Annotated in this window: 26 protein-coding genes; 13 read left to right on the forward strand and 13 right to left on the reverse strand. The window is 69.0% G+C overall.

Features of this window, described 5'->3' with window-relative positions; all coding sequences use genetic code 11:
* Nucleotides 1-12: 12 nt before the first annotated feature.
* The 4 genes from AC07OY_RS11450 to AC07OY_RS11465 all read left to right on the forward strand — a co-directional run bounded on the left by AC07OY_RS11450 (nucleotide 13) and on the right by AC07OY_RS11465 (nucleotide 3,093).
* Entirely contained in the window at nucleotides 13-828 is an 816-nt protein-coding gene (locus AC07OY_RS11450) for a substrate-binding periplasmic protein (RefSeq protein ID WP_495042698.1), read from the forward strand.
* Nucleotides 829-849: 21 nt separating this feature from the next.
* Nucleotides 850-1,608 carry a substrate-binding periplasmic protein gene (locus tag AC07OY_RS11455; RefSeq protein WP_495042699.1) on the forward strand — a complete coding sequence of 253 codons (759 nt, stop codon included), beginning with the start codon at nucleotides 850-852 and terminating at the stop codon, nucleotides 1,606-1,608.
* A 69-nt stretch (nucleotides 1,609-1,677) separates the two neighbouring features.
* Nucleotides 1,678-2,463 (forward strand): substrate-binding periplasmic protein, encoded by a 786-nt coding sequence (locus AC07OY_RS11460; RefSeq protein ID WP_495042700.1) that lies wholly within the window; start codon nucleotides 1,678-1,680, stop codon nucleotides 2,461-2,463.
* Nucleotides 2,464-2,493: 30 nt separating this feature from the next.
* Complete coding sequence (locus AC07OY_RS11465; protein WP_495042701.1) at nucleotides 2,494-3,093, forward strand: IMPACT family protein; 600 nt, start codon at nucleotides 2,494-2,496, stop codon at nucleotides 3,091-3,093.
* A gap of 1 nt (nucleotide 3,094) precedes the next feature.
* Here the strand turns inward: AC07OY_RS11465 and AC07OY_RS11470 are convergent, their stop codons facing one another.
* The 3 genes from AC07OY_RS11470 to AC07OY_RS11480 all read right to left on the reverse strand — a co-directional run bounded on the left by AC07OY_RS11470 (nucleotide 3,095) and on the right by AC07OY_RS11480 (nucleotide 4,893).
* Nucleotides 3,095-3,250 (reverse strand): hypothetical protein, encoded by a 156-nt coding sequence (locus tag AC07OY_RS11470; protein ID WP_495042702.1) that lies wholly within the window; start codon nucleotides 3,248-3,250, stop codon nucleotides 3,095-3,097.
* 203 nt (nucleotides 3,251-3,453) lie between these two features.
* A complete protein-coding gene (gene queA, locus AC07OY_RS11475; RefSeq protein ID WP_495042703.1) occupies nucleotides 3,454-4,494 on the reverse strand; it encodes a tRNA preQ1(34) S-adenosylmethionine ribosyltransferase-isomerase QueA in 1,041 nt (346 codons plus the stop codon).
* Between the two features lie 36 nt (nucleotides 4,495-4,530).
* Nucleotides 4,531-4,893 (reverse strand): COG4315 family predicted lipoprotein, encoded by a 363-nt coding sequence (locus tag AC07OY_RS11480; protein ID WP_495042704.1) that lies wholly within the window; start codon nucleotides 4,891-4,893, stop codon nucleotides 4,531-4,533.
* Between the two features lie 204 nt (nucleotides 4,894-5,097).
* Between AC07OY_RS11480 and AC07OY_RS11485 the strand changes: the two genes are divergently transcribed.
* Together AC07OY_RS11485 and recG are read left to right on the forward strand one after the other, a co-directional pair.
* Nucleotides 5,098-5,850, forward strand: a complete 753-nt coding sequence (locus AC07OY_RS11485; protein WP_495042705.1) for a substrate-binding periplasmic protein — start codon at nucleotides 5,098-5,100, stop codon at nucleotides 5,848-5,850.
* Nucleotides 5,851-5,875: 25 nt separating this feature from the next.
* On the forward strand, nucleotides 5,876-7,930 hold the full coding sequence (gene recG, locus AC07OY_RS11490) for an ATP-dependent DNA helicase RecG (protein WP_495042706.1): 2,055 nt from the start codon (nucleotides 5,876-5,878) through the stop codon (nucleotides 7,928-7,930).
* Between the two features lie 38 nt (nucleotides 7,931-7,968).
* Here the strand turns inward: recG and AC07OY_RS11495 are convergent, their stop codons facing one another.
* The 8 genes from AC07OY_RS11495 to panB all read right to left on the reverse strand — a co-directional run bounded on the left by AC07OY_RS11495 (nucleotide 7,969) and on the right by panB (nucleotide 14,334).
* Nucleotides 7,969-8,157, reverse strand: a complete 189-nt coding sequence (locus AC07OY_RS11495) for a hypothetical protein (protein ID WP_495042707.1) — start codon at nucleotides 8,155-8,157, stop codon at nucleotides 7,969-7,971.
* 260 nt (nucleotides 8,158-8,417) lie between these two features.
* Complete coding sequence (locus AC07OY_RS11500; RefSeq protein ID WP_495042708.1) at nucleotides 8,418-9,143, reverse strand: LytR/AlgR family response regulator transcription factor; 726 nt, start codon at nucleotides 9,141-9,143, stop codon at nucleotides 8,418-8,420.
* On the reverse strand, nucleotides 9,140-10,180 hold the full coding sequence (locus AC07OY_RS11505) for a sensor histidine kinase (RefSeq protein WP_495042709.1): 1,041 nt from the start codon (nucleotides 10,178-10,180) through the stop codon (nucleotides 9,140-9,142). Before AC07OY_RS11505 ends, AC07OY_RS11500 begins: the two co-directional genes overlap by 4 nt.
* Nucleotides 10,181-10,202: 22 nt before the next feature.
* Nucleotides 10,203-11,093: an alpha/beta fold hydrolase gene (locus AC07OY_RS11510; RefSeq protein ID WP_495042710.1), complete on the reverse strand. Its 891-nt coding sequence runs from the start codon at nucleotides 11,091-11,093 to the stop codon at nucleotides 10,203-10,205.
* Between the two features lie 122 nt (nucleotides 11,094-11,215).
* On the reverse strand, nucleotides 11,216-11,917 hold the full coding sequence (locus tag AC07OY_RS11515; protein WP_495042711.1) for a peptidylprolyl isomerase: 702 nt from the start codon (nucleotides 11,915-11,917) through the stop codon (nucleotides 11,216-11,218).
* A gap of 76 nt (nucleotides 11,918-11,993) precedes the next feature.
* The gene (locus AC07OY_RS11520) at nucleotides 11,994-12,629 is read right to left on the reverse strand and encodes a peptidylprolyl isomerase (RefSeq protein ID WP_495042712.1); all 636 of its coding nucleotides are present in this window, start codon (nucleotides 12,627-12,629) and stop codon (nucleotides 11,994-11,996) included.
* A 1-nt stretch (nucleotide 12,630) separates the two neighbouring features.
* The gene (gene panC / locus AC07OY_RS11525) at nucleotides 12,631-13,464 is read right to left on the reverse strand and encodes a pantoate--beta-alanine ligase (protein ID WP_495042713.1); all 834 of its coding nucleotides are present in this window, start codon (nucleotides 13,462-13,464) and stop codon (nucleotides 12,631-12,633) included.
* 60 nt (nucleotides 13,465-13,524) lie between these two features.
* Entirely contained in the window at nucleotides 13,525-14,334 is an 810-nt protein-coding gene (gene panB / locus AC07OY_RS11530; RefSeq protein WP_495042714.1) for a 3-methyl-2-oxobutanoate hydroxymethyltransferase, read from the reverse strand.
* Nucleotides 14,335-14,421: 87 nt separating this feature from the next.
* On the opposite strand from panB, the gene AC07OY_RS11535 reads away from it, so the two are divergent.
* From AC07OY_RS11535 to AC07OY_RS11555, 5 genes are all read left to right on the forward strand, one after another.
* Nucleotides 14,422-15,345, forward strand: a complete 924-nt coding sequence (locus tag AC07OY_RS11535) for a hydrogen peroxide-inducible genes activator (protein WP_495042715.1) — start codon at nucleotides 14,422-14,424, stop codon at nucleotides 15,343-15,345.
* Between the two features lie 144 nt (nucleotides 15,346-15,489).
* Nucleotides 15,490-17,667: a catalase/peroxidase HPI gene (gene katG, locus AC07OY_RS11540; protein ID WP_495042716.1), complete on the forward strand. Its 2,178-nt coding sequence runs from the start codon at nucleotides 15,490-15,492 to the stop codon at nucleotides 17,665-17,667.
* Nucleotides 17,668-17,814: 147 nt separating this feature from the next.
* Nucleotides 17,815-19,104, forward strand: a complete 1,290-nt coding sequence (locus AC07OY_RS11545; RefSeq protein ID WP_495042717.1) for an NF038122 family metalloprotease — start codon at nucleotides 17,815-17,817, stop codon at nucleotides 19,102-19,104.
* Nucleotides 19,105-19,220: 116 nt separating this feature from the next.
* A complete protein-coding gene (locus AC07OY_RS11550) occupies nucleotides 19,221-19,715 on the forward strand; it encodes a Dps family protein (RefSeq protein WP_495042718.1) in 495 nt (164 codons plus the stop codon).
* Nucleotides 19,715-20,320 carry a DJ-1/PfpI family protein gene (locus tag AC07OY_RS11555; protein WP_495042719.1) on the forward strand — a complete coding sequence of 202 codons (606 nt, stop codon included), beginning with the start codon at nucleotides 19,715-19,717 and terminating at the stop codon, nucleotides 20,318-20,320. The genes AC07OY_RS11550 and AC07OY_RS11555 overlap by 1 nt, the downstream gene beginning before the upstream one ends.
* Here AC07OY_RS11555 and AC07OY_RS11560 read toward each other — a convergent pair.
* Nucleotides 20,295-21,323, reverse strand: coding sequence for a fatty acid desaturase family protein (locus tag AC07OY_RS11560; RefSeq protein WP_495042720.1), 1,029 nt, complete (start codon nucleotides 21,321-21,323; stop codon nucleotides 20,295-20,297). The two genes, AC07OY_RS11555 and AC07OY_RS11560, sit on opposite strands and share 26 nt — an antisense overlap.
* 190 nt (nucleotides 21,324-21,513) lie before the next feature.
* Between AC07OY_RS11560 and AC07OY_RS11565 the strand changes: the two genes are divergently transcribed.
* Together AC07OY_RS11565 and AC07OY_RS11570 are read left to right on the forward strand one after the other, a co-directional pair.
* A complete protein-coding gene (locus AC07OY_RS11565; RefSeq protein ID WP_495042721.1) occupies nucleotides 21,514-23,142 on the forward strand; it encodes a peptide chain release factor 3 in 1,629 nt (542 codons plus the stop codon).
* A 116-nt stretch (nucleotides 23,143-23,258) separates the two neighbouring features.
* Nucleotides 23,259-24,173 carry a PEP-CTERM sorting domain-containing protein gene (locus AC07OY_RS11570; RefSeq protein ID WP_495042722.1) on the forward strand — a complete coding sequence of 305 codons (915 nt, stop codon included), beginning with the start codon at nucleotides 23,259-23,261 and terminating at the stop codon, nucleotides 24,171-24,173.
* Nucleotides 24,174-24,186: 13 nt separating this feature from the next.
* On the opposite strand, the gene AC07OY_RS11575 is transcribed toward AC07OY_RS11570, so the two are convergent.
* Complete coding sequence (locus AC07OY_RS11575; protein WP_495042723.1) at nucleotides 24,187-24,741, reverse strand: DUF3617 domain-containing protein; 555 nt, start codon at nucleotides 24,739-24,741, stop codon at nucleotides 24,187-24,189.
* Nucleotides 24,742-24,840: the final 99 nt, after the last annotated feature.

Below are 24,840 nucleotides of genomic sequence, written 5' to 3' on the forward strand. Positions count from 1 at the left end.
CACTGAACCGCGATGAGGATCTCCGCCACGGTCACATCCCGGCTGCTTTGCCTGCTGGCCTACCTCATGCTGCCCACGGCGGCCCTGGCCTGCGGCCCCTACCGCGTGGCCTTCTACGAGTACGCCGTCCTCTACCACCGCGGCGCCGACGGCCAGTACCGCGGCATCGACAAGGACCTCATCGACGAGCTGGCGCGGCGCAGCGGCTGCCGCTTCGAGACCCGCCTGGAATCGCGGGCCCGCACCTGGGCCCTGCTGAGCACGGACGGCGTCGACATCACGGTGTCCGCGGTCATGAATCCCGAGCGCGGGCGCGTGGCCGAGCTGGTGCCCTATATCCAGTCGCGCCGCGTCGTGCTGCTGCACGACCGCACGGTGCCCAACACGCCGGAAGCCTTTCTGCAGGACGAGAGCCGCCGCCTGCTCAAGGTGCGCGCCGCCCGCGACGGCCCACGCATGGAGGCCTTGCTCGCCCAGTTGCAGCAGCGCGGGCGCATCGTCGAGGCGCCCGACCAGCCCACCGCCGTGCGCGTCTTCAAGGCCGGCCGCGCCGACGCCCTGCTGATCGGCGTTGCCAGCCTGGCCCGGCTGCGCCAGCAGGATCCCGAGCTGCAGGCCTACGAGACCGCCGTCTGGGCCCCGGCGGAGCGGGTCGTCGGCGCGCTGGCCTTGTCGCGGGAGCGGGTCAGCGCGGCAGACCGTGAGCGATTGCGCGAGACGCTGCTGGCGATGCGGCGCGATGGCAGCCTGGACGCTATCGTGCGTCGACATGCCGGAGACAAGCTGGCTCCCGCCCTGCGCCTGCCCGATGGCGACGGCGGACCCTGATTGCGCGAGAGAACCCAACCGATGCTGAGCCGACGCCCCCTGCTCGCACTCGCCGCGGCCCTGCCTCTGCCCGCGTCGGCAGCGCGCGCGCCGCTGCCGGTCTTCTGCCACGCCCTGCCGCCGCTGAGCTTCGAGCAGGACGGTCAGGTCGTAGGCCTGGCCACCGACCTGCTGCGCCGCATGGCCGACCTGGCCCAGCTGGAGCCCGCCATCGCCCTGCAGCCGCGGCTGCGCGCCGAGAAGTCCTTCCTGGAAACCCCCGGCAGCCTGCTCTTCCCGCTGGCCCGCCTGCCCGAGCGCGAGAGCCGCTACCGCTGGGTGGGCCCCATCCTGCCGCGCCGCGTCAGCATCTACAGCCTGAGCCAGCGCAGCGACATCCGCTTCCGCGGCCTGCAGCAGCTCGACGGCCTGAAGGTGGGCGCCACCGCCGGCACGGCCACGCTGGAGCAGCTGCTCGCCGAGGGCCTGAAGCCCGGCAAGGAGCTGGAGGTGTCGCCCAGCTACGAGACCAGTGTCAAGAAGCTGCTGGCCGGGCGCATGGACCTGCTGGTGATCGGTGACCTGAACATCTACTGGCAGCTGCACCAGATGAAGGAGGCGCCGGAGCGCATCCGCGAAGTGGCCGTGCTCGATGCCAGTGGCGACTACTACTTCGGCTTGCGGGTGGACGGCGATCCTGCGCCGGCGGAGGCCCTGCAGCGGGCCCTGGACCAGCTGCGACGCCATGGCGCCATCGACAAGCTCAGGCAAGCCTATGGCCTGCCGGCCAGCAGCAGCTAGCCACGGCGCATCGCGGCCCGGTCGGCGGCGGGACTAGACTGGCCGCAAACCAAGACGAGGTCGGGGGCGATGCTGAAGTTGCGGCGCTTGGCGTTGGCACTGGGCCTGGGGCTCGGGGGGCTGAGCTGCGCCGCCCAGGACTGCGGCCCCTACCGCGTCGGCCTGCGCGAGTACCCCCGCCTCTACGAACGCGATGCTGCTGGCCGCTTCGGCGGCCTGGACAAGGACTTCTTCGACGCCCTGGCCGAGCGCAGCGGCTGCAAGCTCGAATTCCATCTCGAATCCCAGCCAAGGCTGTGGGCGCGCCTGGCGCGCGGCGACTTCGACATGGCCAGCTGGGTGGTGTGGAGCGAGGAGCGTGCCGCCATCGTGCGCATCATTCCGCTGATGAGCGGCCGCATGACGGCGGTGACCTGGCGCGATGCCGGCATCAAGGGCGAGACCGAGTTCCTGGCCGACGCCAGGCTGCGCGCCGTCGCCATCCGGCAGGCCCTCTACGGCGCCGGCTACGACGCGCTGCTGGCCCAGTTGCGTGCCCAGGGCCGGGTCAGCGAGGTGGCCGATTTCGACATCGCCTGGCGCGCCTTCGCCGGCCGCCGCGCCGAGCTGATCCTGGCCTATCCCTGGAGCCTGGCCGGCCAGCCCGCCGAGGTGCTGGCCCAGCTGCAGTTCAGCGATTGGCATGCGGGCGCCCCGTCCACGAACTCCGGCCTGGCCCTGTCGCGCAGGACCGTGCGCGAGGCCGATGCGCTGAAGCTCGAGCAGGCCTTGCGCAGGATGCACCAGGACGGCAGCCTGGCCCAGATCATGAGCCGGCATCTGCCCAGCGACGTGATGAAGCTGCTGCCGCCCTGAGCGGCCCGGTCGCACGGGGACAATGCCGCCATGCCCCTGACCCTGGCCGCCCCAGCCGAGCACGAAGTCGTCGTCAAGAAGAGCCGTTTTCTCGGCCGCGTCGAGCCCTGCGCCGACCGCGCGGCGGCCCTCGCCCGCGTCGCCGAGCTGCGCGCCGCCCATCCCGGCGCCGCCCATGTCTGCTGGGCCCTGCTGGCCGGCGGCCACTCGGCCGCCAATGACGACGGCGAGCCCGGCGGCACCGCCGGCCGGCCCATGCTGGACGTGCTGCGCCACCAGGGCCTGGACGGCGTGCTGGCGACGGCCGTTCGCTACTGGGGTGGCGTCAAGCTGGGCGCCGGCGGCCTGGTGCGGGCCTACACCGACTGCATCGCCCAGGCCCTGCTGACCGCCGACAAGGTCGAGCGCGTGGCCCAGGTGGAGCTGGGCTGCGAGCTGCCCTATGAACTGGAAGGCCGGCTGCGCCGCCTGGCCGAGCAGCATGGGGCCCAGCTCGTTGACGTGCGGCACGAGACGCGCGTCAGCATGCGCTTCAGCCTGCCCGTAACGGCCCGCACCGCTTTCACGGCCGCCGTCGACGAAGCGGCCCAGGGCCGGCTGGCCTGGGCGCGCGAGAGCAGCATCGCGTAGATCAGTCCCCGCCCGTGCCGGTCGCCAGCACCGCGCCCTGGGTGCCGACGACCCAGACCGTCTTGCTGTCCTTGGTCGTGATGCCCAGCAGATCCTGCTTGGTCACCTTGGCCTGCTGCTTCCAGGTCTTGCCGCCGTCCGTCGTCGCGAGAACCATGTCTGGCCACCATCGGTGCTGACGACTGCCGGCCCCGGACTGCCCACCGCCCAGTCCCTGAAACGGTTGCCGACCCGGTTCAAGAAAGCACGGCATGACAGGCCGTTCACCGGGAGGCTAACGCCATGATGCCCGACCTTGTCTGAGCCCCTGGTGACCCAGAGGTTTCACGACGTAGCGCCGCCGCGTGACGCCTCCGTCGCTCAGCCGCGCGTGCGCTCCAGCAGCATCGCGTCGCCGTAGCTGAAGAAGCGGTAGCGCTGCGCAATGGCATGCGCATAGATGGCGCGGATGCGCTCATGGCCGGCCAGCGCGCTGACCAGCATCATCAGCGTGCTCTTGGGCAGATGGAAGTTGGTGACGAGGCGGTCGACGACGCGGAACTGGAAGCCCGGCGTGATGAAGATGTCGGTCTCGCGGGCGCCGGCCTGCAACTGCCCGCCGCGGGCCGCCGACTCGAGGGCGCGCAGCGTCGTCGTGCCGACGGCCACGACGCGGCCGCCGCGCGCACGGCAGGCAGCGACGGCATCGACAGTCGACTGCGGCACCTCGAACCATTCGCTGTGCATCTTGTGGTCGGCCAATTGCTCGACGCGCACCGGCTGGAAGGTGCCGGCGCCGACATGCAGGGTCACATGGGCCTGCTCGACGCCCTTCCCTGCCAAACGGGCCAACAGGGCCTCGTCGAAATGCAGGGCCGCCGTCGGCGCCGCGACCGCGCCGGGCTCCTTGGCAAACACGGTCTGGTAGCGGCGCACGTCGTCTTCGCCGTCGGCATGGGCGATATAGGGCGGCAGCGGCACATGGCCGTGAGCCTCCAGCAGCGCGAAGGGGTCGCCGGCAAAGCGCAGGTGGAAGAGGCCGTTGTCGGGCCCGCAGCGCCCCAGCACCTCGGCGTCGAAGGCGTCGGCAAAGCGCACGCGGCTGCCGGGCTTGGGGCTCTTGCTGGCGCGCAGATGCATCCAGACTTCCTGGGTGCCAGGCAGCACGCGCTCGACCAGGGCCTCGACATTGCCGCCGGTCGCCTTCACGCCGAACAGGCGCGCCTTGATGACCTGGGTGTTGTTGAAGATCAGCAGATCCCCCCGGTTCAGCAGCTCCGGCAACTCGCGGAACACGCGGTCCACGAGGACGTCGCCGCTGGCGTCCAGCAGGCGCGAGGCGCTGCGCTCGGCGGCCGGGTGCTGGGCGATCAGCTCGGGGGGGAGGTCGAAATCGAAGTCGGCGACGGTCAGATCGGGCATGGGGCCGAGATTGTCTCAGCCCTTGGCCCGCTGGCCTCAGGGCTTGGCCAGATGCCAGACCTGGTTGACGTTGTCGCCGGTGCGGTCGCCGGGCTTGCTGTCCTTGACCCAGCCATAGACCGGCTTGCCCTTGTAGGCCCATTGCTTGCTGCCGTCGTCGCGGGTCACGACGCTCCAGTCGCCCTCGGGCTTGGCGTCGGCGGCAGCGGCCAGCGGCGGCCAGTTGGCCGCGCAGCGGTCGTTGCAGTTGCTCTTGCCGGCAGCGTCACGGTCGAAGGTGTAGAGCGACAGGCCGTTGGACCCGACGAAGACGCCGTCGACGGCCTGGGCCGGTGGCGCGGCCTGGGCCGAGGATGCGGCGAGGCCCGCGATGACGAGAGCGAGCAGGGAAGAACGCATGGCAAAGGCTCCAGCATGGATGGGGCGTGCAGCGTATGCCGGCCGTGCGGCCCTGCCCAAGAAGGAAAACGCGTTTTCATCCCTGAAAGCCGTTGCAGGCCGCACCGCGCCGCATGTGCTTTCTCCCCCGGCTGCGCCTTTTTGCACGCCGCCGGCCCGACGGTCACACGGCTGTCAGCGTTGTCACCCTAGACTCGCGGCCCCGTGAAGCGTCGTACCTGTCTCGCCCTGCCCGCCGTCCTCGCGCTGCCCGCGGCGGCCAGCGCGGCGCCGGCGGAGCGCTCGCTGGTCGGCTTCACCGAGAACCTGGCGCCGTTGAACTACCAGGAGGGCGCCGACGTCCAGGGCTTCAGCGTCGAGCTGCTGCGCCGGATGGCGGCCACCGCCGGCTTGCCGCTGGAGCTGCAGGTGCTGCCCTGGCAGCGCGCCGTGCAGATGGCCGAGGGCCAGGCCAACAGCGTGCTGTTCTCGCTGACGCGCACGCCCGAGCGCGAGGCGCAGTTCCAATGGATCGGGCCCATCGCCCCGCGGCGCGTGCTGATCTACCGCCTGGCCAAGCGCGCCGACCTCAGCCTGCCCCAGCTCAGCGAGTTGCGCGAGCGCCGCATCGGCGTGGTGCGCGACTCGGCGGCCGACCGCCTGCTGCAGGCCGCCGGCCTGAAGCCTGGCGTCGAACTCGAGCACGGCCTGGACGACGCCACCAATGTGCGCAAGCTGCTGGCCAGCCGCATGGAGTTCGTCGTGCTGCTCGACTGGGCCGCCGCCTGGGCCATGCGCCAGCACAAGCTGGACTACGCCACGCTGCAACCCGTCATGGAGCTGGATGTGTCGCGGTCCTACTGGTTTGGCCTGCGGCCCGACGCCGAACCGGCCGTGGCGAGACGCCTGCAGGCGGCGCTGGATGCGATGAAGCGCGACGGCCGCTACGAACAGTTGAGGCAGCGCTACTTCCGCTGAAGCAGCGGCCGGCAAAATGCCGCCCATGCCCGAGGCCGCCGCCACACCCCAGCCAGCGCCCAAATCCGCGCCGCAGAAGGCGATGGAGAAGCTCGGCCTGCTGCGCGACATCGACCTGGCCCTGCACCTGCCGCTGCGCTACGAGGACGAGACCCGCATCACGCCCATCGCGGCCCTGCACGAGAACGAGCCGGCCCAGGTGGAGGGCGTCGTGGTGGACTGCCAGGTCGAGCTGCGCAGCCGCCGCCAGCTGCTGGTGCGCGTGAAGGACGAGTCCGGCACGCTGCTGCTGCGCTTCCTGCACTTCTACCCCTCGCAGCAGAAACAGATGTCGGCGGCCGCGCGGCTGCGCGTGCGCGGCGAGGCGCGCGTCGGCTTCTTCGGCCGCGAGATGGTGCATCCCGTCGTCAAGGTCGTGGACGCGGACACGCCGCTGGCGCAATCGCTGACGCCCGTCTACCCGGCCTCCAGCCAGCTGCCCCAGGCCTATCTGCGCAAGGCCGTGGCCTCGGGCCTGGCGCGGGCGGATCTGCGCGAGATCCTGCCGGCCGGCGTCGTGCCGCAGGGCCTGCCCAGCCTGAAAGAGGCCCTCAACTACCTGCACCACCCGCCGCCCAGCGCCTCGCAGGAGGCGCTGCACGAGCACCACCACCCGGCCTGGCACCGGCTCAAGTTCGAGGAGCTGCTGGCCCAGCAGCTGTCGCAGCTGCAGGCCCAGCGCGAGCGGGCCCTGCTGGTCGCGCCCGCGCTGCGCGCCCGGCCGGGCGGCCTGCACGAGAAGCTGCTTGCGGTCCTGCCCTTCCAGCTGACCGGCGCGCAGCAACGCGTGTCCGAGGAGATCGCGCAAGACCTGGCCCGGCCCCAGCCGACGCACCGCCTGCTGCAGGGCGACGTGGGTTCAGGCAAGACGGTGGTGGCCGCCCTGGCCGCGGCCATCGCCATCGATGCCGGCTGGCAGTGCGCGCTGATGGCGCCGACCGAGATCCTGGCCGAGCAGCATTTCCGCAAGCTGATCGGCTGGCTGGAGCCGCTGGGGCTGAAGGTGGCCTGGATCACCGGCAGCGTCAAGGGCAAGGCGCGCCAGAAGATGCTGGACGCGGCGGCCTCGGGCGAGGCCCAGCTCATCGTCGGCACCCATGCCGTCATCGAGGACAAGGTGCGCTTTGCCAAGCTCGGCCTGGCCATCATCGACGAGCAGCACCGCTTCGGCGTGGCCCAGCGGCTGGCGCTGCGCAACAAGCTCAAGGCGATGGATCTTGAGCCTCATCTGCTGATGATGAGTGCCACGCCCATTCCGCGCACGCTGGCGATGACCTATTTCGCCGACCTGGACGTGTCCACCATCGACGAGCTGCCGCCCGGCCGCAGCCCCATCGTGACCAAGGTGTTCACCGAGTCCAAGCGCCACGACGTGGTCGACAAGATCCGCGGTGCGGTGGCCGATGGCGCCCAGGTCTACTGGGTCTGCCCGCTGGTGGAAGAAAGCGAGGCGGTCGACCTGCGCAATGCCACGGAGACGCATGCGGAGCTGAGCGCGACGCTGGCGGGCACCCGCGTCGGCCTGCTGCATGGCCGCATGTCGCCCGCCGACAAGGCCGCCGTGATGGCGCAGTTCTCCAGCGGAGAGATGAGCGTGCTGGTGGCCACCACCGTCATCGAAGTGGGCGTGGACGTGCCCAATGCCAGCCTGATGGTCATCGAGCATGCCGAGCGCTTCGGCCTGGCGCAGCTGCACCAGTTGCGCGGCCGCGTCGGGCGCGGCGCGAAAGCGAGTGTGTGCGTGCTGATCTACAGCCCGCCGCTGTCCGACACCGGCAAGTCGCGCCTGAAGGCCATGGCCGAGACGACCGACGGCTTCGAGATCGCGCGCCGCGACCTCGACATCCGCGGCCCGGGGGAATTCATGGGTTCGCGCCAGAGCGGCGCCGAGCTGCTGCGCTTTGCCGACCTGCAGGAGGACGCGCCGCTGCTGGTCGCGGCGCGCGCGCTGGCGCCGAAGCTGCTGGACGAGCATCCCGAGGCCGCGCGCCGCCAGGTAGCGCGCTGGCTCGGGACCAAGGCCGAGTTTCTGAAAGCTTGAGCTCGACCGAGGTCAGGCCCTGCGGCCTGCAATGCTGATTACTTGCAGGTGAAGCTCCTGGCGCTCACCTCCTTGACATTGCCCGCGCCGCAGGTGGCCAGGGCCTGTTCGCCCATCTTGGTGACGGCCTGGGTGTCGGTCGGCGTCGTGACGGGCGGCGCGAAGACGCAGGCGCTCAGCAGGGCTGCGGCAGTCAGAGCGATGGAGAAGGAAGCGAAACTGTTCATTCGAGTTCTCGGGGTCAGGTGTTGAAGAGCCCTCATCCTCTCCAACCCGGAAGAAGCGGTCACGCGACAAACGACGGACTGCAGATTGCCCAGGACAGGCTGCACACCCGACGGTCACATGCCCTGCGCCTTGCATGGCGCCGGTCCTCTGACAGGCGTCGGACAAACTGAGCCCGGACACATTCAGTCCTGAGGACTGAATGCGCCTGGCGAAGGACAGAGCCTCTGGCTCTGGCACGCAGGTCTTGTCCTCGGTCCGGTCAGAGCTCCAGCTTCTCCCGCAGCAACTTCGCCTGCCGCCGCGAGACCTCGACCTGGTGCCCGTCGCGCAAGCTCACGCGATAGCCGTCGTTGCTCCAGGGCTGGATGTCCTGGATCCAGCGCAGGTTGATCAGGTGGCTGCGGCTGGCGCGGAAGAAAAGCTGGGGGTCCAGCCTCTCCTCCAGCGCGGTCAGCGTGCGCGTCAGCAGCGGGCGCTGGCCGTCGAACCAGGCCTGGGCATAGTTGCCGCAGGACTCGAAGCCGGCGATGTCGCCCAGGCGCACGAACCAGCAGCGCTCGCCGTCGCGCAGGAAGACCATGTCGTCCGCACCCTTGAAGGCCCCGGCCGCCATGGAGACCGGCGGCAGGGCGGGGCGCAGCCTTTCGCGCGCCTTGGCCAGCGCCGCCTCCAGCCTTTCGGGATCGATGGGCTTGAGCAGATAGTCCAGCGCATTGCGCTCGAAGGCGGCCAGGGCATGCTGGTCATAGGCGGTCGTGAAGACGACCAGCGGCAGGTGCTCGAGCTGGTCCAGCAGGTCGAAGCCCGTGGCGCCGGGCAGCTCGACGTCCAGCAGCAGCAGCTCCGGCTGCAGCGCCTCGATGCCCTCGCGGGCCGGCGCGAGTTCGGCGGCTTCGCCGACGATGTCGGCATCGGGAATGGCGGCCAGCAGGGTGCGCAGCTCCTGGCGGGCCAGTCGCGAGTCCTCGACGATATAGATCCTCATGCGGCCAGCTCCACGGTGACGGTGACGCGGCCGCCCGCCGTGGCGATGCGGCAGCCCGCGCCGTCGCCGCCCGCGCGCGCCAGGCGCTCGCGCAGATGGGCCAGGCCCAGGCCGGTGCTGTCCGACGCGCCCGGCGTCCACTGGCCGGGGTTGCTGACGGCCACTTCCAGCCGCGGGCCTTCGCGCTTCAGGCCGATGTCGACGACGCCACCGCCGGGCGTGCGGGCGATGCCATGCTTGATGGCGTTTTCCACCAGCAGCTGCAGCAGCATGGGCGGCACGCTGGCGCCGGCCGTGGCGGGGTCGACCTGCCAGTCCACCCGCAGCCTCTCCTCGTGGTGCAGCTGCTCCAGCGCCACGTAGTCGCGCACGACGGCCAGCTCGTCGGCCAGCGGCACGCGCTCCTTGGCGCTGTGCTGCAGGGTGTGGCGCAGCGTGTTGGACAGGCGGCTCAGCATCTCGCGGGCACGGGCCGGGTCCTCGTTGATGAGGGCGCGCAGGTTGTTCAGCGCGTTGAACAGGAAGTGCGGGTTGATCTGGGCGCGCAGCACCTGCAGCTCGAGCTCGCGGGCGGCGGTCTCGGCCTTCCATTTCGCGATCTCGCCGGTGCGCCAGCGGTTGATCATCGCCACGCCGACCCAGACCGCCATCCACAGCCACAGCAGCACGCTGGTGTTGAAGGTGTAGGTCATCAGCACCAGCCAGCCGCGCGGCATGCCGGGCGGGAAGTGCAGCAGGCCCAGGGCGAGGCCGGCCGAGTTGACGACATAGGTGAGCAGCTGCACGACGAAGGCGAGCAGTGGCGGTGCCAGCAGCATGCGCAGCATCAGGCCGCGCGGCGGCAGGTCCAGCCAGGCGCGGCGCAGGGCCAGGGCGCGCATGGCCTCGCTGGCCATCCACAGCGCGGCGCCAAGGAAGACCATCACGAAGATCAGGGAGCCCGTCAGCGCCCCGAAGCTCGCGATCATCGCGATGGAGAGGCCGCTGTAGCAGCTCCACAGCAGCGCCTGCACCGCGCTGCGCCTGCGCACGTTCATGGGCCTCCCCGGGATCGTTGCTTTACTTGGCCGCCAGGAAGCCCTTGACTTCGCCGACCAGCCAGTCGGCATCGTCCCACATCAGGAAGTGGTAGCCGCGCTGGCTCATGGACACCTTGGCACCGCTCAGGCCGGCGTACTGGGTCTCGAAGATCTTCCTGGTGCTGTCCAGCGTCGAGCCCATGGGTTCGAAGGCCGCCCAGGCGCCGAGCACCAGCGTCGGCGCGGTGATCTTGGGCAGCAGCGGGCGCAGGTCGTCGCCCCAGAGTTCGGACATGGCCTGGGCCGAGGTCGCGCGGTCGCTGGCAAGGCTCCAGCCGTAGACGCGCTCATTGTTGGCGGGCGTGCGGCTCATGCCCATCGAGCCCTGGCGGGCGCCGGCCTCCCACTGCTCCTTGCTGGCGGACTGCATCTGCTGGCGCATGCCGGCGGCCATGCCGCGTGCGGCTTCGGGCGTCATGCCGCGCAGGCCGGCCAGGAAGGGCAGGGTGTCGACGATGACGAGGCGCTCGATGCGGCCGGGCTTCTCGGCCGCCATCTGCAGGGCCAGCGCACCGCCCAGGCTGTGGCCCATGACGACGGGCCTGTCCAGCTTGCGGTCGTCCACATAGGCCAGCAGGCGGTCGCGCATGCCGTTCATGAAGTTGTCGGTCGCCACGGCCGGCGCGCCGGCAAAGCCGGGCAGCTGCACGATATGGCATTGCACGCCGGGCTGCAGCGCGGCGCAGGTCTGGTCCCAAGTGGAGGCGGCGCTGTTCAGGCCGGGGATCATCAGCACCGGCTTGCCCTGGCCGACGACTTCGACACGCAGGTCGCGGAACTCGGCGGTGGCGGCCTTGCTGTTGCCGACGTACAAGGCCGTCGCGATGGCCACGGCAGCACCGAACAGGCCCATCCAGGAACGCTTAGACATGCGGAGTCTCCATCGAGGTTGTGATGGAGCGCATGTTGCCGACGTTCTCGCCCGTCACCGGCGGCCGGATGACGAACGGCGAGCCGGGCGGACGGATGGCGAGCCGCCTGGACGGACGGGGCCTACTTCAGCCTTTGAGCCCAGTACACCAGCACCTCGGTGCGCGGCTGGATGTCGCTCGACGTGTAGGTATAGACCGGCACGACATTGATGGCGTCCAGCGTGTTGAGCCCGGAGATGATGCGGCCGAAGACGGCATAGCCCGGGTTGGCGGCGTTCTGATGGTCGAGGCTGGTGTTGTCGACGACGTTGAAGAAGAACTGGCTGGTCGCCGAGTCGGCGTCGCTGCGGCGGGCCATGGCGATCGTGCCGCGCAGATTGGACAGGCCGTTGTTGCTCTCCAGCTTGATGGGCGCATACAGCGGCGTCTTGGTCACCATGCCGCTGGTATAGCCGCCACCCTGGATGACGAAGTCGCGGTCGACGCGGTGGATCAGCGTCTTGGTGTAGAAGCCCGCGGCGACGTATTTGTAGAAGTTGGCGACCGTTTGCGGCGCATAGCTGTCGTAGAGCTCGACGACGATCTCGCCGCTGCTGGTCAGCATGCAGACGGTACCCCACTGGCTGGCCGCCGACGCCGCCAGGCCGGCCGCGCTGCAGGACAACGTCGGTGCATTCGGATTGGGATTGGGCTTGGGGTATTGCGTGCCGCCGCCCCCACCGCCGCCACCGCCTCCCACTTCGATCTCGACGCCGCCGCCGCAGGCGCTCAGCAGGGTGGCCGAGCCGATGACAAGCAACAGGGCGGCGAGACGTTGGAACATGGCAGGACACCCGCGAGGTGGAAGGGCCTGCCTAACGAAGCGGTCCGCCGTCTGGACGACAGGCGGACGCAGCTTGTTACAGAGGAATCACCTTGGCATCGGTGATGGTGACGTCGACCAGCGGCACGTCCTGGAGATTGGTGTTGACCGCGCGGATCTTGTCGACGATGTCCAAGCCCACCGTGACCTGGCCGAAGACCGCGTAGCCGGGGTTCGCCGGGTTCGCGTAGTTCAGGCTCGTGTTGTCCACGGTGTTGATATAGAACTGGCTGGTGGCGCTGTTGGCCACCGAGGTGCGGGCCATGGCCAGCGTGCCGCGCAGATTGGACAGGCCGTTCTGGCTTTCCAGCGTGATGGCGCCGTAGGTGGGCGCCTTCTCGACCAGCCCCGACGCATTGCGGGTGACGCCGCCGGCCTGGATGACGAAGTCCTTGATGACGCGGTGGAAGACAGTGCCCTTGTAGAAGCCGTCGTTCACGTACTTCAGGAAGTTGTCCACGGTGATGGGCGCGTGGTTGCGGTCCAGGCCCAGCTCGATGTCGCCCATGGAGGTCGTGATCTTGACCTTGTGCGTGACGGTCAGCTGGACCGGCGTCGGCGGCGGCGTGACGGGGTCGCCGCTGCTGCCGCCACCGCCGCCGCAGGCGGTCAGGGTCAGGGAGAAGAGAGCTGCCAGGGCCAGCGGGCGACGGCGCAGTCGAGTCAATGTCATTTCAAACTTCAAGGTTGTCGATCAAACGGGTGCTGCCGATTTTCGCAGCTCCTAACGCGACCAGCGGCTGACCGTCCACCGCTGGCCCCAGGTCGTGCTGCCGGCGCAGCGTCACATAGTCCGGCGCCCAGCCGGCATCGCGCAGGGCCTGCATCGCGTCGGCTTCCATGGCGGCCACGTCGCGCCCACCCGCCTGCCAGCGGGCGATCAGTGCCCTCAGCGTGCGCGACAGGCGCAGCGCCTCCAGCTTCTCGGCTTCGCTCAGATACCCGTTGCGCGATGACAGGGCCAAACCCTCCGGGCTGCGGCGCGTCTCGCCACCATGGATTTCAATCGGCAAGGCCATCTGGGCCGTCATGCGGCGCAGCACCATCAGCTGCTGGTAGTCCTTCTTGCCGAACACCGCCAGCGTGGGCTGCACGATGTTGAAGAGCTTGTGCACGACAGTGCAGACGCCGGTGAAGAAGCCGGGGCGGAAATGGCCTTCGAGGATGTCGGCCAGCTCGGCCGGCGGGCTGACCTTGTAGCCCTGGGGCTCGGGATAGAGCTCCTTCTCGCTGGGCGCGAAGACGATGTCGCAGCCGGCGCTTTCCAGCAGCGCGCAGTCGCGTTCCAGCGTGCGCGGGTAGGTGTCGAAGTCCTCATGCGGCGCGAACTGCAGGCGGTTGACGAAGATGCTGGACACCACGGCACCCGCCGGGCCGACCAGCTCGCGCGCCTGCTTCACGAGGGCGAGGTGACCCTCATGCAGATTGCCCATGGTCGGCACGAAGCCGCGCTGGCGGTGGATGGCCAGGGCTTCGCGCAGCTCGGCGATGGTGTGGATGACCTGCATAAGTCTCAATCAGTTGGGGACAGAGCTGGCCACGGCGTGGCTGCGGTCAGTCCCGCAATGTCAAACAAAACCGTGGATCTCGTTCACCGGGAAGGTCTTGGCCTTCACTTCGTCGACATAGCCCTTCACCGCGGCCAGCACCGAGTCCTTGCCTGCCATGAAGTTCTTGACGAAGCGCGGCTTGCGGCCCGGCGTGATGTTGAGCATGTCGTGCAGCACCAGCACCTGCCCCGAGGTGCCGACGCCGGCGCCGATGCCGATGACGGGCACCGGCGATTCGGCCGTGATCTCGGCGGCGAGAGCCGCGGGCACCATCTCGTAAAGCAGCATGGCGGCGCCGGCCTCGACGGCCTCCCACGACTCGCGCTTCATGCGGGCGGCGCTTTCCTCGTCGCGGCCCTGCACCTTGAAGCCGCCCAAGGCGTTCACCGTCTGCGGCGTGAAGCCCAGGTGCACGCAGACCGGGATGCCGCGCTCGCTGATGAAGCGCACCGTCTCGGCCGTCCAGCCCCCGCCTTCGAGCTTGACCATGTGGGCGCCGGCCTTCACCAGCGCGGCGGCGCTTTTCCAGGCCTCTTCCTTTGACGAGTGGTAGCTGTCGAAGGGCAGGTCGGCAATGATCCAGGCCCAATGGTGGCCGCGCGACACGCAGAAGGTGTGATAGACCATGTCCTCGATGCTGACCGGCGCCGTGGAGCCGCGGCCCTGCAGCACATTGCCCAGGGAATCGCCGATCAGCAGGATGTCGACGCCGGCCTCGTCCAGCAGTGACGCAAAGGCCGCGTCATAGCAGGTCAGCATGGCGATCTTCTCGCCGCTGGCGTGCATCTGCGCGAGGCGCGGCAGGGTCATGGGCTTGCGATCAGTCATGGGGTACCTCGGTGTAAACCCTGGGGGCCCTGATGGGGCGGCGGCAGTGTAGCGTTCGGCTCCTTTCCCTGAAGTCGACCGCTTGCCATGACCCTGACCGAGCTGCGTTACATCGTCGCCGTCGCCCGCGAGCGTCATTTCGGCCGCGCGGCCGAGGCCTGCTTCGTGTCGCAGCCGACGCTGTCGGTCGCGATCAAGAAGCTGGAGGAGGAGCTCGACCTGAAGATCTTCGAGCGCGGCGGCAGCGAGGTCAGCGTGACGCCGCTGGGCGAGGAGATCGTGCGCCAGGCCCAGTCGGTGCTCGACCAGGCCGGCGCCATCAAGGAGATCGCCAAGCGCGGCAAGGACCCGCTGGCCGGCGCGCTGCGCCTGGGCATCATCTACACCATTGGCCCCTATCTGCTGCCCGAGCTGGTCAGGCACAGCATCGAGCTCTACCCGCAGATGCCGCTGATGCTGCAGGAGAACTTCACCGTCAAGCTGCTGGAGATGCTGCGCACCGGCGAGCTGGACTGCGCCATCATGGCCGAGCCCTTCCCCGAAGCGGGCCTGGCCACGGCGCCGCTGTATGACGAGCCCTTCATCGTCGCGCTGCCGGCCGTCCACCCGCTGGCCACGCGCGAGACCATCTCCGCCGAGGAGCTCAAGCGCGAGACCATGCTGCTGCTGGGCACCGGCCACTGCTTCCGCGACCATGTGCTGGAGGTCTGCCCCGAGTTCGCGCGCTTCTCCAGCGACGCCGAGGGCATTCGCCGCAGCTTCGAGGGCTCCTCGCTGGAGACCATCAAGCACATGGTGGCGTCCGGCATGGGCGTGACCGTCGTGCCCCAGCTGTCGGTGCCGCGCGACCCGACGCCCCATCTGCGCTTCGTGCCGTTGAGCGAGCCGGTGCCGACGCGCCGCGTCGTGCTGGCCTGGCGGCGCAGCTTCACGCGCTACGAGGCCATCGCGGCCCTGCGCAATGCCATCTATGCCTGCCAGCTTGGCGGCGTCACCCGGCTCACCCCCTAACCCGTCATCCCGCAGGGGATCCAGCCTGCCGGAACATCGGCCGCCGCCAGATGATTTTGGCTATGGTTAGATTAGTTCTATTCAAAGCCAGCAATCGATAGGCGTCATTAAGCTTTGGTTTCCCACCGAATCCCAGGAGACGCCATGAGTGACCCGACCACCGCCCAGCCCGCAGGCAAGTGCCCCTTCCACCACGCCGCCGGCAGCGGCACCAGCAACCGCGATTGGTGGCCCAACCAGCTCCGCGTCGACCTGCTGAACCAGCACTCCAGCAAGTCCAACCCCCTCGGCGAGTCTTTTGACTACGCCGAGGCCTTCGCCAAGCTGGACTACTCCGCTCTCAAGGCCGATCTGGTCAAGCTGATGACGGACAGCCAGGACTGGTGGCCGGCCGACTTCGGCCACTACGGCCCGCAGATGGTCCGCATGGCCTGGCATGCCGCCGGCACCTACCGCACCACCGATGGCCGTGGCGGCGGCGGGCGCGGCCAGCAGCGCTTCGCGCCGCTGAACTCCTGGCCCGACAACGTCAACATCGACAAGAGCCGCCGCCTGCTCTGGCCCATCAAGCAGAAGTACGGCCAGGCCATCTCCTGGGCCGACCTCTTCATCCTGGCGGGCAATGTGGCCCTGGAGTCCATGGGCTTTCGCACCTTGGGCTTTGCCGGCGGCCGCGAGGACGTCTGGGAACCCGACATGGACGTCGCCTGGGGCGCCGAGACGAAGTGGCTGGCCGATGACAAGCGCTTCGAGGGCGACCGCAGCCTGATCGCCAGCGTCGGCGCGACGCATATGGGCCTGATCTACGTGAACCCCGAAGGCCCGAACGCCAGCGGCGACTACCTGGCGGCGGCCAAGGACATCCGCGCCACCTTCGGCCGCATGGCCATGGACGACGAGGAAACCGTCGCGCTGATCGCCGGCGGCCACACCTTCGGCAAGGCTCACGGCGCCGCGCCGGAGCACCACAAGGGCCTGGAGCCCGAAGGTGCCAGCATCGAGTCCCAGGGCCTGGGCTGGACCAGCGGCTTTGGCGGCGGCCACGGCAAGGACACCATCTCCAGCGGCCTGGAGGTCACCTGGACCCAGACGCCCGCGCAATGGAGCAACCACTTCTTCGACAACCTGTTCAAGTTTGAATGGGAGGCCACCACCTCGCCCGCCGGCGCCAAGCAATGGGTGGCCAAGAATGCGCCGGAAGACATCCCCGACGCACACATCCCGGGCAAGTTCCACAAGCCCACCATGCTGACGACCGACCTGACGCTGCGCTTCGACCCCGAGTTCGGCAAGATCTCGCAGCGCTTCCGCGACGACCCCCAGGCCTTCGCCAACGCCTTCGCCCGCGCCTGGTTCAAGCTGACCCACCGCGACATGGGCCCCAAGGCGCGTTATCTCGGCCCCGAGGTGCCGAAGGAAGACCTGATCTGGCAGGACCCGCTTCCCGTTGCCACCCACCACCCGACGCCGGGTGACATCGCCGACCTGAAGGCCAAGATCGCCGCTTCGGGCCTGCCCGTCGCCGACCTCGTCTCCGTCGCGTGGGCCTCGGCCTCGACCTTCCGCGGCGGCGACAAGCGCGGCGGCGCCAATGGGGCTCGCATTGCGCTCGCTCCGCAGAAGGACTGGGCCGTCAACCAGCGCGCCGTGAAGGCCCTGCCGGCCCTGGCCGAGATCCAGAAGGCCTCGGGCAAGGCCTCGCTGGCCGATGTCATCGTGCTGGCCGGTGTGGTCGGCGTCGAGCAGGCCGCCAAGGCCGCCGGCGTGGCCGTCGAGGTGCCCTTCGCACCGGGCCGCGTCGATGCGACCCAAGCCCAGACCGACGTCGAGTCCTTCGCGCCGCTCGAGCCCCTGGCCGACGGCTTCCGCAACTACAGCAAGGGCAACCTCGGCGCCTCCACCGAGGCCCTGCTCGTCGACCGCGCCCAGCTGCTGACGCTGACCGCGCCGGAGCTGACCGCCCTGGTCGGCGGCCTGCGGGTGCTGGGCGCCAATGCCGACGGCGGCAGGCACGGCGTGTTCACCGACAAGCCAGGCACGCTGAGCAACGACTTCTTCGTCAAGCTGCTGGACATGGGCACGGTCTGGAAGCCGACCGACGCGACGGCCGAGATCTTCGAGGGCCGCGACCGCAAGACCGGCGCCGTGAAATACACCGGCACCCGGGCCGACCTCGTCTTCGGCAGCAACTCGGTGCTGCGCGCCTATGCCGAGGTCTATGCCAGCGCCGACGGCAAGGCCCGATTCGTCCAGGATTTCGTCGCCGCCTGGGCCAAAGTCATGGATCTGGACCGCTTCGACCTGACGTCAAGACCGCGCTGACCTGTGCACAGGTGACAGACTTCGGGTAAACCCATCCTCTGGCTGAGGGGATTGAGACATCCTTCACGAATTCACACGGTTTTATCCTGGAGGAACTTTGCGGCGTCGCCTAAGCGGCGCCGCTTTTTCGTTCCCAGGGAGTCCACCGTGAGCCGTAACCGCCTTCTGCACGCCGTCGCCGCTGCCGCCGCCATTGCCTGCGCCGCGCCTGCCAGCGCCCTCAACATCGTGCTGGTCGACTCGACCAACAGCTTCGCCACGTCGCCCAACGGCGCCGCTGCCTTGTTCGCCTTCCAGAAGGCGGCCAACTACTGGAACAAGACGCTGACGAATGACGTCACGCTGCGCTTCAACATCAGCTTCGACGCACTGCCCGCCAACGTGCTCGGTTCGACGAGCAGCGTCAGCAACACCGTGGCCGTCACCGACGTCTACGCCGGCCTGGCCGCCACCGGCACGACGGCGCTGGACGCCATTGCCGTGGCCAACCTGTCCAAGCTGAATGCCGGCGGTGGCCTGACCGTCCGTACCAACGACTACTACGACGTCGCCAACAAGATTGGCGTCCAGGACGCGACGGTCACCCGCACGGGCAATGCCGGCATCAACAACTACTTGGACGTCAACCAGTCCGTCATCAAGGCCCTGGGCCTGACGGGCAAGACCCAGGGCGGCCCGCTGAACGCCTACGACGCACAGATCCAGTTCAGCAACCAGTTTGCCTTCGACTTCAACCCGAGCAATGGCATCGACGCCGGCAAGTACGACTTCACCGCCGTCGCCGTGCACGAGATCGGCCATGCCCTGGGCTTCGTCAGCGGCACCGACGTCTTCGACATCGTGATGCACGGCAAGGGCCCGCTGGCTGGCGCCTTCGAAGCCGGTGCCTTCGGTACCGCCGACATCACCGAGTTCCCCATCGGCAGCACGCTGGACCTGTTCCGCTACGGCAACTCCGTCGGCGCCGACGGCAAGGCCATCCTGCAATGGTCGGCCAACCGCCCGGCCTATTTCTCGATCGATGGCGTGTCCGTGTTCGGACTCGGTGACGCCAGCTTCCAGGAGGCTGCCACCTTCTCGACCGGCGCCTACTCCGGCGATGGCGCCCAGGCCTCGCACTGGAAGGACAACGTCGGCTTCATCGACCCGAACGCCCCCGGCTGCTTCCAGAGCACGCGCCAGGTCGGCATCATGGATCCGACGTCCTCGCCCTGCTACACCGAGAACGTGACCCGCAACGACATCGCCGCCTTCGACGCGATGGGCTGGAACACCAGCGTCAACGCGCTGACGGACAAGGGCTATGCGGTCAGCTCCGCCCAGATCTACGCCATGGAAGGCGTTGCTGTCGCCGTGCCGGAACCCGGCACCTGGGGCCTGATGGCCCTGGGCATGGGCGTGGTCGGCTTCCTGGCCCGCCGCCGCCGCGTCATCTGACCGGCCCGGCCTTCGGCCAAGCCCGCCCGCGCACCGCGCCGGCGGGCTTTTTCTCGTTTCATGGCGCGCTGCACTGAATCCGTTAGGCTTGGCGCATCCTGTTTCGAAAGCCCCGCATGGCCAAGAAGTCCGCCACCCCCGCCATCAGCATCGGCATCAGCGAGAAGGACCGCGCCGCTATCGCCGCCGGCCTGTCCAAGCTGCTGGCCGAGACCTACACGCTCTACCTGACGACGCACAACTTCCACTGGAACGTCACGGGGCCGATGTTCAACAGCCTGCATGCGATGTTCATGGCCCAGTACACCGAGCTGTGGAACGCCGTCGACCCCGTCGCCGAGCGCATCCGCTCGCTGGGTTTCCCGGCGCCCGGCAGCTATGCCCAGTTCGCCAAGCTCAGCGGCCTGCCTGACGCGCCCGCCGTGCCGCCCAAGGCCATGAAGATGGTCGAGGTGCTGATGCAGGGCCACGAGGCCGTCGCGCGCACGGCACGCGCGCTGTTCCCGCTGGTCGACAAGGCCGGCGACGAGCCGAGTGCCGACCTGCTGACCCAGCGCCTGACGGTGCATGAGCAGACGGCATGGATGCTCAGGAGCCTGCTGGAAGAGTGATGAAGGTCGCCGTCCTCACCTTCGACGGCTTCAACGAGCTCGACAGCTTCATCGCGCTGGGGCTGATCAACCGGCTGTTCGCCCAGGGCTGGTCGGCAGCCATCACCAGCCCGAGCGCCCAGGTGACGTCGATGAACGGCGTCACCGTGATGGCCCAGCAGCCGCTGGAGTTCGCCAACGAGGCCGATGTCGTGCTGTTCGGCAGCGGCATCCACACCCGCGCCATCGCCAACGACCGCGTACTGCTGGACCGCCTGCAGCTCGACCCGGTGCGCCAGCTCATTGGCGGCCAGTGCTCGGGCACCCTGCTGATGGCACGCCTCGGCCTGCTGGCCGACATGCCGGCCTGTACCGACTCGACCACCAAGCCCTGGGTGGTGGAGGCCGGCGTGCGCGTCGTCGAGGAGCCCTTCTTCGCCCGCGGCCCCATCGCCACGGCCGGCGGCTGCCTGGCCTCGCAATACCTGGCCGCCTGGGTCATGGCCTCGCGGGCCGGCCTGGACGCCGCCCGCAGCGCGCTGACCTATGCGGCGCCGGTGGGCGAGAAAGAGGCCTACGTCGAGCGGGTGCTCGGCGTCATCAAGCCTTTCCTGCCGCCGGCCTGACCGCGCGGGTGGCCTGGCGCAGCCGGCTGATGCCCTCGGCCACCGAACCCACCGTCACCTGGTGGTATTCAGAGCCGGCCGGCAATTGCTCCATCAGCCGGCGGTGGGCCGTCGGCATGGCGTGATAGGGCAGATAGGGCGCCACATGGTGCAGCGCATGGAAGCGCAGGCCCACCGGGCAGAGCAGCACCGAGATCGGGCCGTTGGAGTCCACGTTCAGCGAGTCCAGCAGCTGGCCGCGTGCGTCGCGCCCCTCCAGCTCCTCGACATAGAGGTGCGTCCCACCCATGGCGCGGATGGTGTTCAGCGTGGCGATGGCGATGACGAGCAGGGCCCAGGCGCCCACCCAGACCCAGCCGGCGAAGACGCCGATGGCCACCAGCGTCCAGGCCCAGGCGCAGCACCACCATTCGATCTTCAGCGCCTCGGCGCGGGCGCTCTCCTTGATGGCCGGGGCCCGGAAGGGCATGCGCAGGGCCATGTGGACGAACTCCGGGATCATCTTTTCGCGGATGGGCGGCAGCACCATGGCCAGCGGCGTCAGGATGGCGAAGCGCACCCACAGGGCCAGCGGCAGCGCCAGGTTCAGCGCGAACAGCTTGGCGCTGGCCAGGCCGGCGCGGCCATGGAACTGGTCGTATTCGCCGTCTTCCTTGGTGCCGTAGGTGGCCTTGTTGTGGTGGCCCTGGTGGATGGGCAGGTAGAGCATGAAGGGAATCAGCAGCGGCACGCCCGACAACGCATGCCAGGTGTGGCGGAAGGCCTTCATACCCTGCTGGTGGAAGATCTCGTGGATGAAGGCCAGGCTGCGGTAGAGCAGCAGCACGGCGGCCACGAAGGCGAGCGCGCGCACCAGGCCCTGCCCGGGCAGCACGGCCACCGCGAAGCAGGCCCAGCCCAGGCCGGCGCTGAGCAGCAGATCCGTGTAGAAGATGTGCGGCTTGGGCTCGCGCAGGTCCGCCACCAGCTCCTGCACCCGCTTCATGTCGACCTGCTTGTCCATTGCCGTCCCGTCTTGCCAAACCCGACAACCATAATCCAGCGGCCCTCCGCGCTCCAGCGCTTTCGGCACCCGCCGCCGCCGGGGATGCCGACTTTTGCCCTTTTGCCGCGCCCGAGAGTCCCTTCCCGCCGCTTCAGGGCGGCGTGGGGCGGCCACGGATAATCGCGGGTTAGCCCGCCAGAAGAACTCCATGTCCGAACCCATCGCCAGCCGCATCGAGACGGAAGTCCGCCGCCGCCGCACCTTCGCCATCATCAGCCACCCCGACGCCGGCAAGACCACGCTGACGGAGAAGCTGCTGCTGTTCTCGGGCGCAATCCAGATCGCCGGCTCGGTCAAGGCGCGCAAGGCCAGCCGCCATGCGACCTCGGACTGGATGGAGATCGAAAAGCAGCGCGGCATCTCGGTGGCCTCGTCCGTCATGCAGATGGAGTACCGCGACTGCGTCATCAACCTGCTGGACACACCTGGACACCAGGACTTCTCGGAAGACACCTACCGCGTGCTGACCGCCGTCGACGCGGCGCTGATGGTCATCGACGCGGCCAACGGCGTCGAGCCGCAGACGCGCCGCCTGCTGCAGGTCTGCCGCGCCCGCAACACGCCCATCCTGACCTTCGTCAACAAAATGGACCGCGAGGTGCAGGAGCCGCTGGCGCTGATGGACGAGATCGAGCGCGAGCTGGGCATGACGGTCGTGCCCTTCACCTGGCCGGTCGGCATGGGCAAGCAGTTCCACGGCGTGATGGACCTGCGCCAGCAGCGCATGCGCGTCTTCGCTCCCGGCGAGGACCGCGCCGCCGGCACCGAGGAAGTTCTGGAAGGCCTGGACAACCCGGCCTATGCCGAGCGCTTCGGCATGCAGTACGAGAACGCCCAGGGCGAGATCGAGCTGGTGCGCGAGGCCGCGCCGGAGTTCAACCGCGAAGATTTCCTGACCGGCAAGCAGACGCCGATGTTCTTCGGCTCGGCCGTCAACAACTTCGGCGTGCAGGAAGTGCTGGACGCCCTCGTCGAGCTGGCCCCGCCGCCCGATTCGCGCCAGGCCATGCAGCGCACCGTGCAGCCGGAGGAGCCCAAGTTCACCGGCGTCGTCTTCAAGATCCAGGCCAACATGGACCCGGCCCACCGCGACCGCATCGCCTTCCTGCGCGTGGCCTCGGGCCGCTTCGAACGCGGCATGAACCTGAAGGTGGTGCGCTCGGGAAAAAGCCTGCGCCCCAACAGCGTCGTGACCTTCATGAGCCAGAAGCGCGAGCTGCTGGACGAGGCCTTTGCCGGCGACATCATCGGCATCCCCAACCACGGCGTGCTGCAGCTGGGCGACACCATCACCGAAGGCGAGGCCCTGCAGTACACCGGCCTGCCCTTCTTCGCGCCGGAAATGTTCCGCGCCGTCGAGGTGGCCGACCCGCTGAAGACCAAGCAGCTCAAGGCCGGCCTGCAGCAGCTCGGAGAAGAGGGCGCCATCCAGGTGTTCCGCCCCATCGCCGGCAGCGTGCTGCTGCTGGGCGCCGTCGGCCAGCTGCAGTTCGAGGTCGTCGCCCACCGCCTGGAGCACGAGTACGGCTGCAAGGCCCGCATCATGCCCAGCCGCTTCCAGGTGGCGCGCTGGGTGACCTGCGACGAGCCCGCCGAGCTGAAGCGCTTCATCGACGCCAACGACCACCGCATGGCCTATGACGCGGTGGACGCGCCGACCGTGCTGGTCGAGTACGCCCCCGAGCTGCGCGCCATCGAGGCCAACTGGCCCAAGATCAAGTTCCACGCGCTGCGCGAGCACGCGGGCCTGGTGTTCCAGCAGCGCCTGGACGGCTGAAGCCCCCTCGCTGGGGGGCGCAACTTCCTACGCCTTGAGGGAGCCCGGCAGGCGTCGGGATTGTGGGCCGGCAGCGGCTGTGGTTTGCTTGCGCGTCCTGAATCCAGGAGGCGCCCATGCCCGGCACTGCATTCCCCCTCGCCTGGACCGCCGTGGCGGCTGCCATGGCCCTCGCCAGCGCCGCCCAGGCCCAGCCCGCGCTGCCGGCTGCCCAGGCCTACGCGCAGGCCACCAGCACGGACTTTGCCGGCAATGCCTGTGACAGCGGCCTGCAGATCGGCACCAGCACTGCGTCGGCGGGTTGTGCCTCGGTATCGAACGGCGTGAACGCCGGGAGCATGGCCAGCGCCGGCTTTGGCAAGGCCAGCCTCACCTCCAACGCCGACACCCACAGCACCGGCACCGCCAGCCACACCGGCATTGGCTGGTCGAGCGCGAGCTTCGTGGACTGGGTCGCGATACAAGGCCCGGCCGGCAAAACCGGGATGTTGACCGGCACCCTCTTCTTCTCCGGCGGCATCGGCGCGTCGGCCAGCGGGTCGCCGAACAGCGCGACGAATGCGGGTGCCAGCTACAACTTCAGCGCCAGCTTCTTCGGCCAGAACGTGGGCCTCAGCGGCAGCGTGCTGGAGGCCAGCAACGGCATCTCGAACAGCAGCAACGCGGCGGGCGGCGCTTTCGCGGTCACGGCGGCCATCAGCTTCGGCAGCGACGGCTGGGCCCTGGGCTCGATGACGATGACGGCCATCACCCAGGCCGAGTCCTCGGCCCGGCCCTACCAAGCCACCTCGGTCTCACCCATCATCGGCGCCAATGCCAATGCCGCCGCTGCCTTCGGCCACACCCTGTACTGGGGCGGCATCACCAGCCTGACCGTCGAGGGCGTCGAACTCAGCGGCTATGCGCTGACCTCGGCTTCCGGCGCCGACTACCGCTTCTCGACCGCGCCGGTGCCCGAGCCCGGCACGCTCGCGATGCTCCTCGCCGGCCTGGCCGCCATCGGCTGGCGCCAGGGCCGCCGCAGCCGCTGAGGCGCCAGCGCCGTCAGCAGGACGATCCGAGCCAGCGGCCGGTGGACAGCATGCGCTGGTCCATCTCCTGGGCGCCGATGGCGTTGCCGGTGCGTCCGTCCACGGCATTGCCGCGTCCGTTGAGTTCGATGCGGTAGCTGCTGGGCCCGTAGGTGGCGTTGAACTTGCCCTGGGTCAGGCCGCCGCCGCCGGTGCGGCAGGCATAGCTGCCGACCGCCTCGCTGCTGGTGAGCTTGACGCCGGTCGTCTCGCACTTCCAGGGACCGGAGCCGCTGAGGGCCGACTCCAGATAGGCGGCCAGGTCGATCTTGGATTGCTGCGGCGTCAGGCAGGCCTGCTTCTCCGCGGCCTGCTGCTTGTCCATCTCGGCCTTCTGCTCATCGGTGAGGCGGCTGCGCAGCTTGGCTCGCAAGGCCGTGACTCCGGGCTTGATCGACTGGCCGTTGATCCAGATCTCACTGTCGGAGGTCCAGAGGCCGGGGTTGACCTCGAGGACGGGAGCGGCAGCGGCCGACAAGGCGGACAGGGACAGGGCCGTGACAAGGCAGAAGGAAGACAGGCGAGGCATGTTGAAGTGAAGAGCTCGGGACGGCGCGCATTGCAGCAGCCGCAGCGCGCAGGCGGCAATCCCTCGATCACTGGCCGCATGTAACGGCTCGCTACCATC

Source organism: Roseateles sp. GW821-FHT09H10 (genome assembly GCF_059415865.1).